The sequence below is a fragment of the Streptomyces niveiscabiei genome, from assembly GCF_001419795.1.
GTDB classification, from domain to species: domain Bacteria; phylum Actinomycetota; class Actinomycetes; order Streptomycetales; family Streptomycetaceae; genus Streptomyces; species Streptomyces niveiscabiei.
Map to the genome: position 1 here is coordinate 1 of NZ_LIRL01000616.1, position 17,064 is coordinate 17,064.

General features: G+C 71.2%; 15 protein-coding genes. 2 read left to right on the forward strand and 13 right to left on the reverse strand.

Going from position 1 to position 17,064, the window contains the following annotated elements; translation table 11 throughout:
* The 8 genes from AOK24_RS28110 to AOK24_RS28145 all read right to left on the reverse strand — a co-directional run.
* A partial coding sequence (locus AOK24_RS28110) for a TerD family protein (RefSeq protein WP_206191275.1) occupies positions 1 to 536 on the reverse strand: 536 nt, incomplete at its 3' end.
* 130 nt (positions 537 to 666) lie between these two features.
* Positions 667 to 3,627 (reverse strand): S8 family serine peptidase, encoded by a 2,961-nt coding sequence (locus AOK24_RS28115; RefSeq protein ID WP_240554156.1) that lies wholly within the window; start codon positions 3,625 to 3,627, stop codon positions 667 to 669.
* Between the two features lie 140 nt (positions 3,628 to 3,767).
* On the reverse strand, positions 3,768 to 4,760 hold the full coding sequence (locus AOK24_RS28120) for a zinc-dependent alcohol dehydrogenase family protein (protein ID WP_055722853.1): 993 nt from the start codon (positions 4,758 to 4,760) through the stop codon (positions 3,768 to 3,770).
* Positions 4,761 to 4,791: 31 nt separating this feature from the next.
* Positions 4,792 to 5,616 carry a carbohydrate ABC transporter permease gene (locus AOK24_RS28125; protein ID WP_055722854.1) on the reverse strand — a complete coding sequence of 275 codons (825 nt, stop codon included), beginning with the start codon at positions 5,614 to 5,616 and terminating at the stop codon, positions 4,792 to 4,794.
* Entirely contained in the window at positions 5,613 to 6,527 is a 915-nt protein-coding gene (locus AOK24_RS28130; RefSeq protein WP_055722855.1) for a carbohydrate ABC transporter permease, read from the reverse strand. Before AOK24_RS28130 ends, AOK24_RS28125 begins: the two co-directional genes overlap by 4 nt.
* Positions 6,524 to 7,861: an ABC transporter substrate-binding protein gene (locus tag AOK24_RS28135; RefSeq protein WP_107104066.1), complete on the reverse strand. Its 1,338-nt coding sequence runs from the start codon at positions 7,859 to 7,861 to the stop codon at positions 6,524 to 6,526. Before AOK24_RS28135 ends, AOK24_RS28130 begins: the two co-directional genes overlap by 4 nt.
* Positions 7,862 to 7,930: 69 nt before the next feature.
* Complete coding sequence (locus tag AOK24_RS28140) at positions 7,931 to 8,701, reverse strand: DeoR/GlpR family DNA-binding transcription regulator (protein ID WP_055722863.1); 771 nt, start codon at positions 8,699 to 8,701, stop codon at positions 7,931 to 7,933.
* A gap of 294 nt (positions 8,702 to 8,995) precedes the next feature.
* A complete protein-coding gene (locus AOK24_RS28145; RefSeq protein ID WP_055722857.1) occupies positions 8,996 to 9,805 on the reverse strand; it encodes an NAD-dependent epimerase/dehydratase family protein in 810 nt (269 codons plus the stop codon).
* Between the two features lie 251 nt (positions 9,806 to 10,056).
* Here AOK24_RS28145 and AOK24_RS28150 point away from each other — a divergent pair, with 251 nt between their 5' ends.
* Positions 10,057 to 10,998, forward strand: a complete 942-nt coding sequence (locus tag AOK24_RS28150; protein WP_055722858.1) for a 5-dehydro-4-deoxyglucarate dehydratase — start codon at positions 10,057 to 10,059, stop codon at positions 10,996 to 10,998.
* Positions 10,995 to 12,155 carry a hypothetical protein gene (locus AOK24_RS28155; protein ID WP_055722859.1) on the forward strand — a complete coding sequence of 387 codons (1,161 nt, stop codon included), beginning with the start codon at positions 10,995 to 10,997 and terminating at the stop codon, positions 12,153 to 12,155. Before AOK24_RS28150 ends, AOK24_RS28155 begins: the two co-directional genes overlap by 4 nt.
* A gap of 22 nt (positions 12,156 to 12,177) precedes the next feature.
* On the opposite strand, the gene aac(3) is transcribed toward AOK24_RS28155, so the two are convergent.
* The 5 genes from aac(3) to AOK24_RS28180 form a co-directional block, all read right to left on the reverse strand.
* On the reverse strand, positions 12,178 to 13,026 hold the full coding sequence (aac(3), locus tag AOK24_RS28160) for an aminoglycoside 3-N-acetyltransferase (RefSeq protein WP_063799528.1): 849 nt from the start codon (positions 13,024 to 13,026) through the stop codon (positions 12,178 to 12,180).
* A gap of 59 nt (positions 13,027 to 13,085) precedes the next feature.
* Positions 13,086 to 13,640, reverse strand: a complete 555-nt coding sequence (locus AOK24_RS28165; protein ID WP_055722860.1) for a TetR/AcrR family transcriptional regulator — start codon at positions 13,638 to 13,640, stop codon at positions 13,086 to 13,088.
* 213 nt (positions 13,641 to 13,853) lie between these two features.
* Positions 13,854 to 14,720 carry a carbohydrate ABC transporter permease gene (locus AOK24_RS28170; protein WP_205123673.1) on the reverse strand — a complete coding sequence of 289 codons (867 nt, stop codon included), beginning with the start codon at positions 14,718 to 14,720 and terminating at the stop codon, positions 13,854 to 13,856.
* Positions 14,710 to 15,681, reverse strand: coding sequence for a carbohydrate ABC transporter permease (locus tag AOK24_RS28175; RefSeq protein WP_055722861.1), 972 nt, complete (start codon positions 15,679 to 15,681; stop codon positions 14,710 to 14,712). The genes AOK24_RS28170 and AOK24_RS28175 overlap by 11 nt, the downstream gene beginning before the upstream one ends.
* A 1-nt stretch (position 15,682) precedes the next feature.
* Positions 15,683 to 16,969 (reverse strand): ABC transporter substrate-binding protein, encoded by a 1,287-nt coding sequence (locus AOK24_RS28180; protein WP_055722862.1) that lies wholly within the window; start codon positions 16,967 to 16,969, stop codon positions 15,683 to 15,685.
* Between the last annotated feature and the right edge of the window lie 95 nt (positions 16,970 to 17,064).

The window sequence follows — 17,064 nt, forward strand, 5'->3', positions numbered from 1 at the left end:
GGTGTGGACGCCGGGGCGGGCGTCGGCGTGGGTGTCGGCGTCGGTTCCTCGACCGTCACCCCGAAGTCCGTCGCGATGCCCGCGAGGCCGTTGGCGTACCCCTGTCCCACGGCGCGAACCTTCCACGCGCCGTTGCGGAGGTAGATCTCGACGATGACGAGGGCGGTCTCGGCGCCGAGCTGGGGCGGGGTGAACGAGGCGATGGCGGCGTTGTCGTCGGCGCCCCGGATCGTCGCCGTCGGTTCGACGCCCTGGAAGGTCTGGCCCGCCGCGTCGGGGCTGGCGGTGACGACGATCTTCTCGATGCCGGGCGGGAGCGCGGCCGTGTCGACGGTGATCGCGTCGGGCGCGGAGCCGCCGCCGGAGCGGTACGTCACCCCCGGGCCGTTCGGCTGGTTGTAGAAGATGAAGTCGTCGTCCGAGCGCACTTTGCCGTCGGCGGTGAGCAGCAGGCCCGACACGTCGAGCCGCACGGGCGCGGTGACGTCCACCGTCACTCTCGCGACGGGGAGGGGGATGTTCGAGCCGGGGGTCATAGCGGTCATGCCGGGTGAACGAACGAGACCACTTTGCCGTTCCCTTACCCGCTGCCCTGTCCCGTCTTCACTCGAACGGGTGGCCCCGGGTCCGACGACCGGGGGGCCACCCTCGCTCAGGAGCGGAGCCTCAGTTCAGGCTCAGCACCGTGCCCGCGCCGTTCGCGTACTCGATCCACCCGGTGGACCGGGCGCCGGTCCCGACCCCGGACCAGGCGGCCGTCACGTTCAGCGGCGTCCCCGGCGTGGTGGTCGCCTTCGCGGGCGTCACGGACAGTGCCCCGGCGGGAACCGAACCGGCCCCGACCGCGTTCACCTGGTACGTGTACGGCGTCGTCCCCGGTGTGCTCGCCCCGGCCTCCTGGATGACGGCGACGAGGTAGGTCCCCGCCTCCGGCTTCGTCAGCACGGCGTTGGCGACGCCCTGCGCGTCGGGCAGCGCGACGGTGGTGTCGACGAGCTGTCCGTCGACGATCCGCCCGTACACGAACCCGACGACCCCGGTCGTCGCCCCGAACCGCACGGTGATCTCGGCGGCCTTGGTCCCGGCCGGCAGGACCGGCAGGTAGTCGACCTCGTCGGCCCCGGTCAGCGTCCCGCTCTCGGGCGCGGCGGAGACCGGCCCGGTGGGCGTCGCGGTGAACGCGGAGGCGGCCGAGGTCACCTGGTAGGCGGCCTGCCCGGCGGCGCCCGTGCCGGTCACCCGCGCGGGCGCGCGGACGGCCTGCGGGGTGACGACGATCGGGCTGCGGACGGAGGTGCGGCCGGACGTCCAGGTCAGCGACCCGGTGTCGGCGACCCCGATGGGCGCGGAGGTGACGTCGAGCTTCACGGTGAACGTCTTGCGCTCACCCGGCCGCGTGAACCGCAGGGTGGACGGCTTGACGGTCGCCTTGACGCCCGGCAGGTCGACGGAGGCCCGGTAGACGCCCGGCGTGACGGCGGTGACCGTACGGGTGACGGTCTGGCTGCCGACGAGGTCGCCGATGGCGATGGACGCCGAGTTCAGGTCGCTGGGGTCGATCGGCTTCGCGCCCGTGCCGGTGTCGATGCCGAGGCCCTCCAGGTAGCGCAGCCAGTCGCGCTCGGAGGAGTCGTAGACGAGGCCGGGCCGCAGCATGCCCCACGGGGAGACCTCGCCGGCGCCCTGCGCGAAGACGTCCTCGCTGGGCTTGCCCTCGGGCGTCAGGGTGGAGGTGGTGGTCGTCATCATCGCCGACTTGATGGCCATGGGCGACCACTTGGGGTGCAGCGCCAGGTAGATCGCGGCGAGCCCGGTGATGTGCGGCGCCGACATCGACGTACCGGAGTAGAAGTCGAAGTCGTGGCCCCGGTTGGACGGCGGGGCGACGGCCGCGAGGATCGTGACGCCCGGCGCGGAGATGTCCGGCTTGAGGATGTCGCCCTTGTTCTGGAGCGAGGGTCCGCGCGAGGAGAACCCGGCGACCTGCGGGTAGGCGATGTCCGCGCCGCCGGTGACGAGGGACGCCGTCGCGCCCGCGCCCGCGGCGTAGGTGCGGACGGTGGTGGAGTCCGGGATGTTGAGGTGGACCGTCGGCAGGCTGTGCGAGTCGCCGTCGGTGCTGCCCTGGGAGACGTTGACGAGGACCAGGCCGACGGCGCCGGCGCGCTTGGCCTCGGCGGACTTGGCGACCCGGTCGACGACGCCCCGGTCGCAGACGACGAGTTTGCCCGCCGCGAGCGCCGGATCGAGGGTGCCGGGGGCGCAGACCGCGGCGTCGGCGGCGCTCGCGTCCGCGTTCTTCACGGCCGTCGAGCGCACCAGCGGCGCGGGGCCGACCGTACCCGTCAGCGTCGTGCTGATGCCGGTGTAGCGCTCGCCGTTGCCGAGGACGACCGTGCCCTTGTACGGCTCGATGGTGTTCGCGGCGACGGTCGTGGTCCACGGCGCGATGTTGTCCAGCGTGCTCGCGCCGGGTCCCGAGTTGCCGGCGGAGGTGGAGATGAAGACGCCGGCCGCGGCGGCGTTGCGGAACGCGATCTGGATCGGGTCGTCCACGGGGGACTCGGAGTCGCTGCCGATCGAGTAGTTGATGACGTCGACGCCGTCGGCGGTGGCCTGGTCGATCGCGGCGACGATGTCGCTGGTCAGGCCGCCGGACTGGGTGCCGTCCTTGCTCTCCCAGAGCACCTTGTAGACGGCGATGGCGGCGCCCGGGGCGACGCCGGAGATCTTGCCGTAGGCGCGGCCGTCGATCGAGGCGGGCACGTTGGTGTTGCCGGCCGCCGTGGACGCGGTGTGCGAGCCGTGGCCGCCGCCGTCCCTCGGGGACATGTAGTCCTGGCGGTTGGCCTCGGGCACCCACTCGCGCCAGGCGTCGCCGTACTGGCGGGCGCTGATGACCTTGCGGTTGCAGTCGGCGGCCGTGAACTCCTCGCCGGTCTCGCAGGTCCCGGTGAAGGTCGCGCCGTCCGTCTTGCGCATGACGGTCGTCGTACCCCTCAGGTAGGGGCGGTACTTGTCCCAGGCCGGGGGCTTGGCCGCGGTGAGGGCGGGCGCGGCGAAGGAGGCGCTCTCGGGCCAGATGCCGGTGTCGAGGTCGCCGATGACGACGCCCTTGCCGGCGTTGGCGGTTCCGCCGAGCGCCGACCAGAGTCCCTTGCGGCCCGACAGGTGCAGGTAGTCGACGGAGTTCTTGTCGTCGGTCGCCTTGTGGATCCGGTCGGGGGTCACGGAGACGACGCCCTTGGTCGCCGCGAGCTTGAGGATCTGGGCCGGAGTCAGCTTCGCGGAGAAGGTGTTGGTGGTGACGGAGTAGTGGCGGGCGACCTTCGCGCCGACCTTCTTCGCCGCCGCGTTCTGCTCGTCGACGAGGTGGGTGCGGTAGCGGCGGGCCTCGTCGGTGGTGACGTCGACCTTCTCGCCCGCGTCCGGCTTGGTCGCGGGGATGCCGTCGACTCCGCCGTCGTAGGTGGCGATCGGCTGGTCGGTGAGGGTGACGAGATAGCGGCCGGATATGGAGGCCGGGGCATCTGCCGTGTCCGCCGCGGCGGTCGGCGCCGCGAAGGGTGCGGCGGCCAGGAGCAGGGCGGCGACGGACACGCCGACCGTCGCTGGTCTTCGGTTCATGAAGTCCCCCCAGAGACAAGGGAGGAAAGGGCCTCGCCCTTTCCATGAGTCGTGCGGGAAGTCGCCAACCGCCTTGTGGCGGTTGGCGGTTCATGGTGCACAGGGTGCGGCCCGAAAGGGAATGGTGCCTGCCGAAACCTCTACCGGGGTACGACGACGACCTTGCGCCCCACACCCTTCGCGAACTGCTCCAGCGCCTGCGGGTAGCTCTCCAGCGGCAGCCGGTGGCTGATGAACACGTCCGGGTCGAGCACCCCGCCCGCGAACAGTTCCGCCGCCCGCTCGAAGCTGTGCAGGACGGCCATCGAACCGGTGATGGTGATCTCCTGGTTGTAGACGCGGTACGGGTCGATGGTGACCCGCGTCGCGTAGTCGGCGACGCCGAACTGGAGGAACGTGCCCGCCTTGGCGACGCGTCCCAGCCCGTCCTGGATCGCCGCCGCGTTCCCGGTCGCGTCGACGACGATGTCCCAGCCCCGGGGGCGGTCCAACTCGTCGGCGCCGACAGCCGACTTGGACGCCCCGAGCAGCCTCGCCGTCGCCAGCCGGGCCGGGTTGACGTCGACGACGTCGACGCTCGCCGCGCCCGTCCGCTTGGCCAGCTCCAGCATCATCAGGCCCATCGTGCCCGAGCCGTAGATCAGGACGTGCGCGCCGAGGCGTGCCCTGAGCACGTCGTATCCGCGCACCGCGCAGGACAGCGGCTCCACGAGCGCCGCGTCCTCGGTGCGGATGTGGTCCGGCAGGCGTACGCAGTTGGCGGCCGGGGCGAGGGCGTAGCGGGCCGCTCCCCCGGCCGTGGTGACGCCGATGGCGGCCCAGCGTTCGCAGAGGTTGTTGTGGCCGGTGCGGCAGTAGGCGCACTCGTGGCAGTACAGGGAGGGGTCGACGGCGACCCGGTCGCCGATCGCCAACTCGGTGACCCGGGAGCCGAGTTCGACGATCTCGCCCGCGAACTCGTGGCCCGGCACGAGCGGCAGGCTGGGGGCGAACTCGCCCTGGAGGATGTGCAGATCGGTGCCGCACAGGCCGCAGGCGGCGACCTCCACGACGACGTCGCGGGGGCCCGGCGTGGGGTCGGGGACCTCGGTGACGACGGCGCGGCCCACGGACTCGATGACGGCGGCCTTCATATCAGGTCTCCCAACTCCGTTGTACGAGCGTTCACTTGACGGCCCCCAGCGACAGCCCCTGGACGAGCTTGTCCTGCGCCGCGAACCCCGCCGCCAGCACCGGCAGCGAGATGACGAGGGACGCGGCGCACACCTTCGCGAGGAACAGCCCCTGGCTGGTGATGAACCCGGTGAGGAACACGGGCGCGGTCTCGGCGACGACCCCGGTCAGCACCCGGGCGAACAGCAGCTCGTTCCAGCTGAAGATGAAGCAGATCAAGGCGGTTGCCGCGATCCCGGGCAGCGCGATCGGCGCGACGACCCGCAGCAGCACGGTCGGCAGCCGCGCCCCGTCGACCCGCGCGGCCTCGATCACCGCGACCGGCACCTCGGACAGGAAGGACTGCATCATCCACACGGCGATCGGCAGGTTCATGGACGTGTAGAGCAGGACCAGCAGCCAGATGTTGTCGAGGAGTCCGGTGTTCTTGGCGAACAGGTAGACGGGCAGCAGCCCGGCGACGACGGGCAGCATCTTCGTCGACAGGAAGAAGAACAGGACGTCGGTCCACTTGCGCACCCGCCTGATCGACAGCGCGTACGCGGCCGGCAGCGCGAGCAGCAGCACCAGCAGCGTCGAACTCACCGACGCGACCGCCGAGTTGATGAGCGAGGGCCAGGGGCTCGCGCCGCCGCCGACGCCGAAGAAGTCGCGGTAGCCGTCGAGGGTCAGCGCGGCGGCGAAGGAGGGCGGGTTGGTCGCCGCGTCGCTCTCGGAGTGGAACGACGTCAGCGCCATCCACGCGACCGGCAGGAAGAACACGATGCCCAGGAACCAGGCCAGCAGGCCAAGTCCTTTGCTGCGTACGGCGTTCACGCGCGCGACACCTCCTCGCGGAACAGGGACGACACCACGCGCAGCGCGAGCGTGGCGATGACGAGCGAGCCGATGACGACGAGGACGCCGGCGGCCGAGGCGAGCCCGTTCTCGTGGGCCTGGTAGAAGCTCTGGTACACGGTGTAGGGGAGGTTGGCGGTGCCGAGGCCGCCGGAGGTGATGGTGAAGACGGCGTCGAAGTTCTGCACGATGTAGATCGAGCCGAGCAGCGCGCCGAGTTCGAGGTAGCGGCGCAGGTGCGGCAGCGTGAGGTGCCGGAACACCTGCCAGTCCCCGGCGCCGTCGACGCGGGCGGCCTCGATCTGTTCGCGGTCGCGGCTCTGGAGCCCGGCGAGCAGGATCAGCATCATGAACGGCGTCCACTGCCACACGAGCGCGGCCTCGACGGCGAGCAGCGGGGTGTTCGAGATCCAGTCGGGCTGCGGTCCGCCGACGTAGTGCAACAGGCCGTTCAGCAGCCCGTATTCGGGGTTGTAGAGGACGTGTTTCCACAGCAGCGCGGCGGCCACCGGCACGACCAGGAACGGCGCGATGAGCAGGGTGCGGACGACGCCCCGGCCCCGGAAACGGCGGTCGAGCAGCAGGGCCAGCGCGAGGCCGATCAGAAGGCTGGCGATCACGACGGCCGCTGTCAGCAGGACGGTCGTCCACACGGAGCGGCGCAGGTCCGGATCGGTCAGCACCTGCTGGTAGTTGTCGAATCCGGTGAAGCGGCGGGCGTCGGGGTAGAGGGCGTTCCAGTCGAAGAAGGAGATCACCACGGTTGCCACGAACGGCAGTTGGGTGACGACGATCATGAAGACCAGGGCGGGCAGCAGCGGGGCGCGGGTGGCCCAGGCGCGCAGGCGGGGAGCAACTCCGGCTGTCCGTACGTCGATCGCTGCGCTCATCGTCCCTCGTACTCCTCGGAGACCTGCTCGGCGAGCCGCTGGGCCTTGCGCAGCGCCGAGTCGACGGACTGGCGGCCCGCGATCGCCGCGCTGATCTCCTGCGAGACCTTGGTGCCCAGGTCGGTGAATTCGGGGATGCCGACGAACTGGATGCCAGGCGCGGGGCGTTGCTGGACGCCGGGGTCGTTCGGGCGGGCCGCCTCGATGGCCGCGCGGGTCATCTCCTGGAAGGCGGCGGCGGATTGCCGGTACTGGGGGTAGGCGTACGTCGAACCGCGTTTGCCCGCCGGGACGTTGGCCCAGCCGATCTGTTCGCCGACGAGCCGCTCGTACTGCTTGCCGGAGGCCCAGGAGATGAACTTCCAGGCCCGGTCGGCGTTGTGGGACGCCTTCTCCATGCCCCAGGCCCAGGTGTAGAGCCAGCCGGAGGCGTCGGTCTTCTCGACGGGTGCGGGGGCGTAGCCGATCTTCCCCTTCACCGGGGAGCCGTCGGCCTCCAGGGAGCCGGCCGCCGAGGTGGCGTCGTACCACATGGCGGTCTTGCCCTGGGTCATGTTGTTGAGGCACTCGGCGAAGCCGGACTGGGCGGCGCCGGACTCGCCGTGGTCGCGGACGAGGCCGACGTAGAACGAGACGGCCTTCTCCCACTCCGGGGAGTCGAGGCGGGCCTTCCAGTCCTGGTCGAACCAGGTGCCGCCGAAGGTGTTGACGACGGTCGTGAGGGGGGCCATGACCTCGCCCCAGCCGGGGAGGCCGCGCAGGCAGATGCCCTTCATGCCGGGTTCCGCGCCGTCGAGCCGCGCGGCGAGGCCGGCGACCTGGGTCCAGGTGGGGCGGGCGGGCATCGTGAGGCCGTGGGCGGCGAGGACGTCCTTGCGGTACATCAGGAAGGACGACTCGCCGTAGAAGGGCTGGCCGTAGAGCTTGCCGTCGTCGCCGGTGAGGGACTCGCGCATGGGGGCGAGGACGTCCTTCTCGTCGTACGCGGGGTCGTTCGCGAGGTAGGTGTCCATGGGGTGGAGCCAGCCGTTGCGGGCGTAGATGGGGATCTCGTAGTTGGAGAGGGTGGCCACGTCGTACTGGCCGGCCTGGTTGGCGAAGTCCTGGCTGATCTTGTCGCGGACGTCGTTCTCGGGCAGGACGGTGAAGTTGACCTTGATGCCGGTCTGCTTCGTGAAGTGGTCGGGGGTGAGTTTCTGGAGTTCGGTCATCTGGGGGTTGTTGACCATCAGGACGTTGATGGAGTCGCCGCCGGAACCGGAGCCGCCGGCGCCGGTCCAGCAGCCGGAGAGGAGGAGGAGAGTGAGGGCGGACAGCAGACGCGGGACGCGCATGGGACGCTCCCTATGGATCGGTTTTCGTATGAACTGAGTTGACTGCTCACCATGAACTGAGTCGGTTTTTCAGACTCGCAGGACCTGCGGCCCCATCAGCGAGTACCGGTGCGCCTCGCTCGCCGACAGCGCCGTGCTCGTGACGATCGTCTCCAGCGCCCCCACCTCGGCGAACCGGCAGAAGCTCACCGCCCCGAACTTGGCGTGCACGCCGGTGAAGACGACCCTGCGCGCGGCGCGTACGGCCTGTGCCTTGACCTCGCCGACGGCCGGGTCCGGCGTGGTGAGGCCGTGCTCGCGCGTGATGCCGTTGGCGCCGAGGTAGGCGAGGTCGACGACGAACCCGGCGAGCATCTTCGTCGTCCAGTGGTCGACGGTGGCGAGCGTCCCCGCGCGCACGCGCCCGCCGAGCAGCAGCACGGAGATGTCGCCGGCCGCCGCGAGGGCGCCCGCGACGGGGAGGGAGGCGGTGACGACGGTCAGCGCGCGGTCGCGGGGCAGGGCTTCGGCGATGAGCTGCGGGGTGAAGCCCTCGTCGACGAAGACGGTCTCGGCGTCGCCGAGGAGTCCGGCAGCGGCGGCGGCGATACGGCGTTTCTCGGGGAGGTGGCTGGTGGCGCGGAACGCGAGGGTCGTCTCGAAGCCGGCGCTCTCGACGGGGTAGGCGCCGCCGTGGGTGCGGCGGACGAGGCCGTGGTCCTCCAGGGCGCGCAGGTCGCGCCGTACGGTCTCCTTGGCGACGCCCAGGTCGGCGGCGAGGGCGGTGACGTCGACGGAGCCGGTGGCACGGGCGACGCGGACGATCTCGCGCTGACGCTCCTCTGCGGTCCTGGGATCCACGTCCACCACCTCCGGGGTGCCTCGGCGCCCGTTCGGGCGCACAGCGGCCCCTCAGGGCCCTTGACGGCCCATCAGGGGGTCGCCTGGGCCCGTTCGGGCTCTCGGGGGAAGTTCTACCGGCGGGGTGGGGCGCTGAACAGGTCCGTCACGCGGCCGATGCGGCCCGTTCGGGCCCGTTTCGCCGCGCGCGTGCCCGCACGGACCTGCGCGGCAGGGGCGGTGCGGGCAGGGCCGGTGCCCGGAAGGGCTGCGGGCGGGCCCGTTCGGTGCCCGCCCGCATGATCCCGTGGGGGGTCAGTGGGGCCAGATCGGCGGGTCCGTCACGAAGCCGCCGCCGAGGTACTCGTGCGCCTCGTTGCCGTCCTGGAGTTCCCCCTGCTCGGCGATCAGCTTCTCGGCGTACGGCTCGGAGTCGTCCTGCGGGTCGTAGCCCAGCGCCCGCGCGGAGGTGAGGTCCCACCACAGGCGCGTGTTCGCGGACGAGCCGTACACGACGGTGTGGCCGACGTTCTCGGCGGTCAGCGCGGCGTGCAGGAGGCGGGCGCCGTCGGCGGGGCTCATCCAGATCGACAGCATCCGTACGGAGGTCGGTTCGGCGAAGCAGGAGCCGATGCGCACGGAGACGGTCTCCAGGCCGTGCTTGTCCCAGTAGAACTGCGCCAGGTCCTCGCCGAAGGACTTCGACAGGCCGTAGAACGTGTCGGGGCGGCGCGGCGTGCCGACCGGGATGAGCGGGTCGCCCTCGCGCGGGCGCGGGGTGTAGCCGACGGCGTGGTTCGAGGAGGCGAAGACGATCCTGCGCACGCCCTGCGCGCGGGCGGCCTCGTACAGGTTGTAGGTGCCCTCGATGTTTGCCCTGAGGATCTTCTCGAACGAGGATTCCAGGGAGATGCCCGCGAGGTGGACGATCGCGTCGACGCCCCGTACGGCTTCCGCGAGGGCGTCGCGGTCGGCGAGGTCGGCGGTGATCGCGCCGGGGTCGCCGTCGACCGGGACGAGGTCGAGGCAGCGCAGGTCGTAGCCGTACTCCGGGAGCAGGCCCCGCATCAGGGTGCCGAGGCCACCGGCGGCGCCGGTGAGCAGGACGGTGCGCGGAGCGGGCATCCTCGGGTCTCCTCATCGCGTGGACGTACAGGGCGCATGCGTGATCAATATTCACATGCTTGGACAAGCTAAGTTTCCCGCCGCTCCTCGTCAAGGGGCCACGGAGGCGGGAGATCCGCTTTCCGGAGCGCCTCCGCCCGCTTGACCCGCCGCGACAGGGCTCCTTAGGGTGGGTCTGTTCATAAATATGTACGCCGATCAGAAGCGTGACCGCGTTGCCTCTGCGGTCGCCCGACCGCCAGGGAGAGCCCGTGCCGACCGCCCCTCTCGCCGACCGCCTGAGCGCCCCCACCGGGCCCCTCTTCTTCCCCGTCACCGCCTACGGCCCCGACGGCTCCCTCGACCTCGACGCCTTCCGCGCGCACGTACGCGCGGGCGTCGACGCGGGCGCGGCGGCCGTCTTCGCGTGCTGCGGCACCGGGGAGTTCCACGCGCTCGACCCGGACGAGTTCGAGGCATGCGTGCGCGCGGCCGTCGAGGAGACCGCCGGGCGCGTCCCGGTCGTCGCGGGCGCGGGGTACGGGACGCGGCTCGCCGTCCGGTACGCGCGCGCGGCACACGCGGCGGGCGCCGACGGGCTGCTCGTCCTGCCGCCCTACCTGGTCGTCGCCGGGCAGGAAGGGCTGCTGCGGCACTACCGCGAGGTGGCCGCCGCGACACCGCTCCCGGTGATCGTCTACCAGCGCGACAACGCCGTGTTCACCCCCGAGACGGTCGTCGAACTCGCGCGCACGCAGGGCATCGTCGGCCTCAAGGACGGGTACGGCGACCTCGACCTGATGCAGCGCATCGTCAGCGCCGTGCGCAGCGAGGTCCCCGGCGACTTCCTGTACTTCAACGGGGTGCCGACCGCCGAGCAGACGCAGCTCGCGTACCGCGCGCTGGGCGTCACGCTGTACTCGTCCGCCGTGTTCTGCTTCTCCCCCGAGATCGCGGGCGCGTTCCACCGCGCGCTGCGCGCGGGCGACGACGCCACCGTGAACCGGCTCCTCGACGGGTTCTTCCGGCCGTACGTCGAACTGCGCGCGCAGGGGCGCGGGTACGCCGTCTCCCTCGTCAAGGCCGCCGTGCGCATGCGCGGGCTCGACGTCGGCGAGGTCCGGCCGCCGCTGCACGAGCCGGCCGAGGATCATGTGAAGCGGCTCGCGCAGTTGATCGAGCGCGGACACGCGCTGCTGGAGGAGGACAAGTGAAGGCGTCGACGTTCGTCTATCCCTGGGACGTCAACGGCGATCCCGGGGCCCCCGCCCGGATCGCCTCCCTCGGCGTCGAGCAGGTGACGCTGGCCGCCGCCTACCACTCGACGCGCGCCCTGACGCCCCGCCACCCCCGCCACCGCATCGTCACCGCCGAGCACGCGGCGGTCCTGTACGGCCCTGACGCGCGCTGGGAGGGCCGGACCCTCCGCCCGTACCCCGCCGGGTCCTGGGCGCCCGGAGAAGCCTTCTCGGAGGCCGCCGAGGCCCTCTCCGCGGCCGGCCTGGAGATCCACACGTGGGTCGTCCTCGCCCACAACTCCCGCCTCGGCGCCGAGCACCCGGCCACGTCCGTGGTCAACGCGTACGGCGACCGCTACCCCTGGGCGCCCTGCATCGCCCAGCCCGACACGCGCGCGTACCTGATCGACCTCGCCGCCGAGGCCGCCGTACGCCCCGGCGCCGCCGGCACCGAGCTGGAGTCCCTCGGCTGGTACGGGCTCCAGCACCTGCACGCCCACGACAAGACCGGCGGCGTGCCGCTGGGCGACGCCGGGCTGTACCTGATGGCCCTGTGCTTCTGCGCCGTCTGCCGCGAGGGGTACGCCACGCACGGCGCCGACCCCGACGCGCTCGCCGCCGCCGCACGCCGCGCCCTGGAGCCGCTGTGGCAGGGGGCGCCGGACGACAGCGGGTGGGAGGGCGTCGAGAAACTCCTCGGCGAGACGTACGCGTCCCTCACGCGCGCGTGGCGCGACGAACGGGCCCGCACGCTCCAGGAGGCCGCCGTGAACGCCGTCCGCGCGGCGGCCCCGGCCGGCTTCCAGGTCCTGCTGCACGCCGATCCGGTGACGTACCACGTCGGCGCCAACCCCGGCGTCGACCCGGCCCACATCCTCTCGGTCGCCGACGGCGTCGTCGTCCCCTGCGCGGGCGGGCCGGACCTCCTCCCGCCGTTCACGGAAACCGGCCGGTCGGCCGTCATCGCCGCGAACTTCGGCATCGTCTCCGCGATGGGAGGCCGCCCCGCCGACCTCACGGACGACATCGCCCGCGCGCGGGCACTGGGGGCGACGGAGATCCGGCTGTACCACGCGGGCCTGGCGTCGGACGCGGACCTGGAGGTCACGCGGGGGGCGCTGGCCGCGCGCTGAGGGCGGGCGCCGGGAGGGTGCCCTACCCTCCCAGCTTCCCCTCGATCCACGCGCGCGCGAAGGTGACCGTCTCCCCCGCCTCGAACAGGTGACTCTCCGCAGCGCCGACCCGCCCCCGCCGTCCGATCCCCGCCGCGAGCATGTCCCGCGCGATGGCCTCGAACGGTTCCGTCCCCTCAGGCACGACGGCCGAGTAGTCGAACGCCCCCTCCTGCGAGTCGATGTCGTGGAAGCGGCGCCAGACGCGGTGGCCGTCCTCCAGGAGGGGCTGTTCGTAGTCGACGTACCGCTTGCCGGGGGCCTCGGCGAGGGCCTCCGCGTGGTGGAGGAGGGTCAGGGTGTCGAGGGGCGCGCCGAGGAGGAGTACGCGGCCGGCGTGGGTGACGAGCCGGGCGAGGGGGCTGCCGGGCCCGTGGGGGTCGTTCCAGGGGTGGCCGGACATCAGGGCGTCGGCAGCGGGGCCCAGGGCCGCGAAGCTGGCGTCGGGATGGCGGCTGCGGACGGCCCCGGGCAGGCGCCGCAACGCCTCGGGCAGCCGCCCGTTGTGGTGATCGGCCTCGCTCGACCCGGCGTCGTAGGCGGGGTGTTCGGCCCGCAGGGCGTCCTGCCACTCCTGCGGCCAGGTGCCGAAGTCGTACGGCGGGGCGTCGTTCCAGCCGCAGGTCACCATGAGGGTCCCGGTCGGCCCGACGACGTCCTGGAGGGCCCCGATCACCGTCGGCGGCCCGCCCGCGACGTACCCGAGGGCGGACATCCGCGTGTGGAACATGACGACGTCGCCGCTCCCGAGGCCGAGCGCGGCCAGATCACGGCTGATCCGGCTCCGGGTGACGGGGCCGCCGGAGCGCTTGAGCAGGGCCATCTCGTCCATGGTCACGAACCTATCGCCGGGCCGTGGCGCCGGGGCAGCCGTTTTCGTCCTCCGTACTCCTACGCCCGCATCCCCGCCACCAACACCTCCACGTACCGGCCCACTTGCCCCTCCTCCTGCCCCAACTCCGCTGCCGTGGCCACCCCGTGGGCCAGCAGCAGCACGTCGACCGCCGACAGGTCGTCCCGCAGGAACCCCGCCTCCTGGGCCCGCTCGACCAGCCTTCCCGCCGCCTCCTTCATCCGCGTCCCGCAGACACTGGCGTTCGCACCGGTCACGGCCGACCCCAACAGGGCCCGCATGCCCCGCACTTGGATCGTGACGACGCAGAGTTCGTGGAGCCATTCCGCCAGCGCCCGGCCGGGCGGCAGACCGGCGCCGAGTTCGTCGGCGCGCAGCCCGAGCGCCTCCATCCGGTCGAGGTACGCCGCCTCCAACAGGGCCTGGCGCGTGGGGAAGTGGCGGTAGAGGGTGCCGGACCCGACGCCCGCGCGCTTGGCGATGTCGTCGAGGGACGCGTGCTCCCCGTGTTCGGCGAACGCCTCGGCCGCGGCCTTCAGCAGGCGTTCGTAGTTGCGGCGGGCGTCCGCACGCATGGGCTTGACCTGCGTCATCGGGTAACTCCTCGCGCGCCGGGGCTGTCTCCACCGTATTGTGCCGAGCACGGACCACGGACGGCCCCGGCACGCTCGACGGCACGCGGCGTCCCCGGAACGGCACCAGGCGTCCCCGAAGCGGCGCGCAGCGTCCCCGGAACGGAAAAGGCACCCCCGGCCACAGCCTCAGCCGCCTCACCGGAAGTGCCTTCCCCCGCGCGCCGAAGACCGTCACATCTTCGTCGCCCCCGCCGCCAGGTCCCGCAGGAAGTGCCGTGCCCCGATCAGGAACACGACGATCAGCGGCACCACGCTCATCAACGCCCCGGCCATCACCAGCGAATAGTCCGCCTGGTAAAGGACGTTGAGGTTCGCGAGCGCCACCTGCAAGGTCACCTTCTCGGGGTCGATCATCACGACGAGCGGCCAGATGTACTCGTTCCACAGCCCGATGAACGTGAAGATCCCGAGGAACGCCAGCGCCGGCCGGAACATCGGCAGCGCGATCTTCCAGTACAGCCGGAAGAACCCGGCCCCGTCGATGCGTCCGGCGTCCAGCAGTTCGTCCGGCAGCGAGTTCTCCGCGTACTGCCGCATCCAGAAGATGCCGAACGCGTTGGCCGCGCCGGGCACGATGAGCGCCTTCAGCGACCCGGCCCACCCGAACTCCGCCATCGTCACGAACTGCGGCACGAGGGAGAGTTGGGCCGGGATCATGTACGTCATCAGCAGCATGCCGAACATGAACCGCTTCGCCGGGAAGTCGTACTTGGCGAAGGCGAACGCGGCGAGGGAGTCGAAGAACAGCACCAGCGCCGTCCCGACGACCGCGACGACGACCGTGTTGAACAACGACCCGAAGAAATCGACGGAGTCGACGACCCGCTTCATGTTGTCGAGGAGATGCGGCCCCGGCACCAGCTTCGGCGGATAGCGGTAGATGTCCTGCGTCGTACCGGACGCCATCACCACCAGCCAGTAGAAGGGGAACAGCGAGACCAGCACACCCAGCAGCAGGACGACGCGCACGGCGATCCGGGTGACCCGGCTGCCGGAGCCGATCGCGAGCCCCGCGCTCTGCCTCTCGTCAGCGGCCACGGCGCGACCCCCCGTCCCGACGCCCGGACACCAGACGCCAGTTGACGATCGTGAACACCGCGATGATCGCGAACAGCACCCAGCCCATCGCGGCGCCGTACCCGAACTGGTGGTCCTTGAAAGCCTTTTCCCACAGGTACAGCACGATGGTCATCCCTTCCTGACCCGGCCCGCCCAGCGTCCCGACGTCGTCGGTCTGGAACAGCACCTGCGACTCGGTGAAGATCTGGAGCCCGTTGATGGTGGAGGTGACCGCCGCGAACAGGATCACCGGCCGCAACTGCGGTACGACGACCCGGAACAGGGTCTGCCAGCTGTTCGCGCCGTCCATCCGCGCCGCCTCGAAGTGCTCGGTCGGGATGGCCTGGATCCCGGCGAGGAAGATCAGCGCGTTGTAGCCGACCCACCGCCAGATGATCATCAGTGAGATCGCCGACTTGATCCCCCACTCGGAGGACAGCCAGCCCACCCCGTCCAATCCCACTGACTTCAGGCCCGAGTTGAGGAGCCCGGTCTGCGCGAACACCGACCCGAAGACGATCGTCATCGCGACCATCGAGGTCACGTTGGGGATGAAGTACGCGACCTTGAGCGCCCCGCCGAACCGCACCTGCGAGTGCAGCAGGAACGCGAGCACCAGCGCCAGGAACAGCATCGGCACCGTCGACAGCAGCCAGATCTCGAAGGTGTTGAGCACCGAGTGCCAGAACACCGAGTCCTGGAGCAGCCATCCGTACTGCTGGAGCCCCACGAACCGCATGCTCCCGATCCCGTCCCAGTCCTGGAAGGACAGGTACAGCGAGAACACCACGGGGAACGCCCCGAAGACGGCGAACAGCACGTAGAACGGCGCGATGGCGAGCCACGGCCCGAGGTGCCGCCCGCGTCCGCCGGGCGCGGTGGACGACGTACGGCGCACCAACGGCCGTTTCTGCGCCGGGCGTTCGGCGACGGCGGCCACGTCAGCTCACCCCCACTCTGACGAGCGCGGACTCGGCGCTGCTGACGGCGTCCCGCCAGGCGCGGTCGGGGTTCTTGCCGAGCGTCTGGACGTTGGTCAGCTCCTGGAAGAACGGCGTGTTCGCGATCTCCTCGTAGGGGCTGAAGTAGAGGACCGGCGCCTTCTGCGCGGCCGGACCGAAGACGTCGATGGGCCGCTGGCCGCCGAAGAAGGGATCGGCCTGGTGCATCGCGGGGTCCGCGTACGCGGCCGGGGTGGTGGGGAACAGGGCCGACTCCTGGTAGGACTTGAGCTGGTTGGCCGGGCTGAGCAGCCAGGTCAGGAAGGCGAACGCGCGCTCCGGCTCCCGGCAGTAGCGGGTCAGCGTCATGTACGAACCGCCGTAATTGGCAGGGCCGTTGGGCATGGTCGTGAGCCGCCACAGGCCGGACGACTTCGGCGCCGTGTCCTTGAGGCCGTTGATCGCCCACACCGCTGTCGTCATGGTGGCGATGCGGTTGCCGTTCATCGCCGCGTTGTAGTCGGGGGTGCCGTCGGAGATCCGGGCGGCGAGGCCCTGCCGGAGGATCTCGACGGAGATGTCCCAGGCGTGCCGTACGTGTGCCTGGTCGCCGATGAAGCGGTTGCCGGAGTCGACGAACTGCTTGGTGCTCTGGAGCATCGCCTGCTGGAAGACGTTGCCGATGTTGCTGACCAGGTACGGGCCGTTGCCCGCGCGCAGCTTCCTCCCGGCCTCGATGTACTGCTCCCAGGTCGACAACTCCCGGGCCACGTCAGCGGGTTCGTAGGCGATGCCCGCCTTCTGGAAGAGGTCGCGGCGGTAGTACAGGGCGGTCGGACCGGCGTCGAGCGGGAAGCCGATCATGCGCCCCGACGGGGTGAAGCAGCTCTTCCACTTCCAGTCGAGGTACCGGCCCTGGACCTTCTCCGCGCCGTAGTCCCGCAGGTCGAGGAACTCGTGCTCGTCGGGGAAGAACGTCGCGAGGTTGTCGGAGTTCGCGACGGTGATGTCGGGGACGAAGGCGCGGGCGGCGAGGCTGGTGCGCACCTTCGAGTCGATCTCGCCGGACGGCATCTGCGCGCCGCGCACCTTCAGCCCCGGCACGCCGGGGACCGCGCTGCGGGCGGTGGCGAGGAGTTTCTCGCTGAGCGCGCCCTTCCAGTACCACAGGCTCAGGTGGTCGGTGCCGGCCGAGGCCGAGCCGCTGCTCGACCCGCAGCCGGACAGGCCCAGCAGGGCCCCACCGGCGCCGCCGAGGGAGACCCCGAGGAGGCGTCTGCGGGACATCGTTCGGTGTTCCATCACGAGCGGCTCGCTTTACGAGGACGGGGAAGACAACGATGTCGATGCCCTCGTGAACGTTCCCGTGAACGTTCACGGGA

Bases quoted from the DNA above. Each gene is read 5' to 3' on its own strand.
- AOK24_RS28145 (WP_055722857.1), bottom strand. From the start codon at position 9,805: ATGCCCGCTCCGCGCACCGTCCTGCTCACCGGCGCCGCCGGTGGCCTC.
- AOK24_RS28165 (WP_055722860.1), bottom strand. From the start codon at position 13,640: ATGACGCAGGTCAAGCCCATGCGTGCGGACGCCCGCCGCAACTACGAA.
- AOK24_RS28130 (WP_055722855.1), bottom strand. From the start codon at position 6,527: ATGAGCGCAGCGATCGACGTACGGACAGCCGGAGTTGCTCCCCGCCTG.
- AOK24_RS28180 (WP_055722862.1), bottom strand. From the start codon at position 16,969: ATGTCCCGCAGACGCCTCCTCGGGGTCTCCCTCGGCGGCGCCGGTGGG.
- AOK24_RS28115 (WP_240554156.1), bottom strand. From the start codon at position 3,627: ATGAACCGAAGACCAGCGACGGTCGGCGTGTCCGTCGCCGCCCTGCTC.
- AOK24_RS28120 (WP_055722853.1), bottom strand. From the start codon at position 4,760: ATGAAGGCCGCCGTCATCGAGTCCGTGGGCCGCGCCGTCGTCACCGAG.
- AOK24_RS28135 (WP_107104066.1), bottom strand. From the start codon at position 7,861: ATGCGCGTCCCGCGTCTGCTGTCCGCCCTCACTCTCCTCCTCCTCTCC.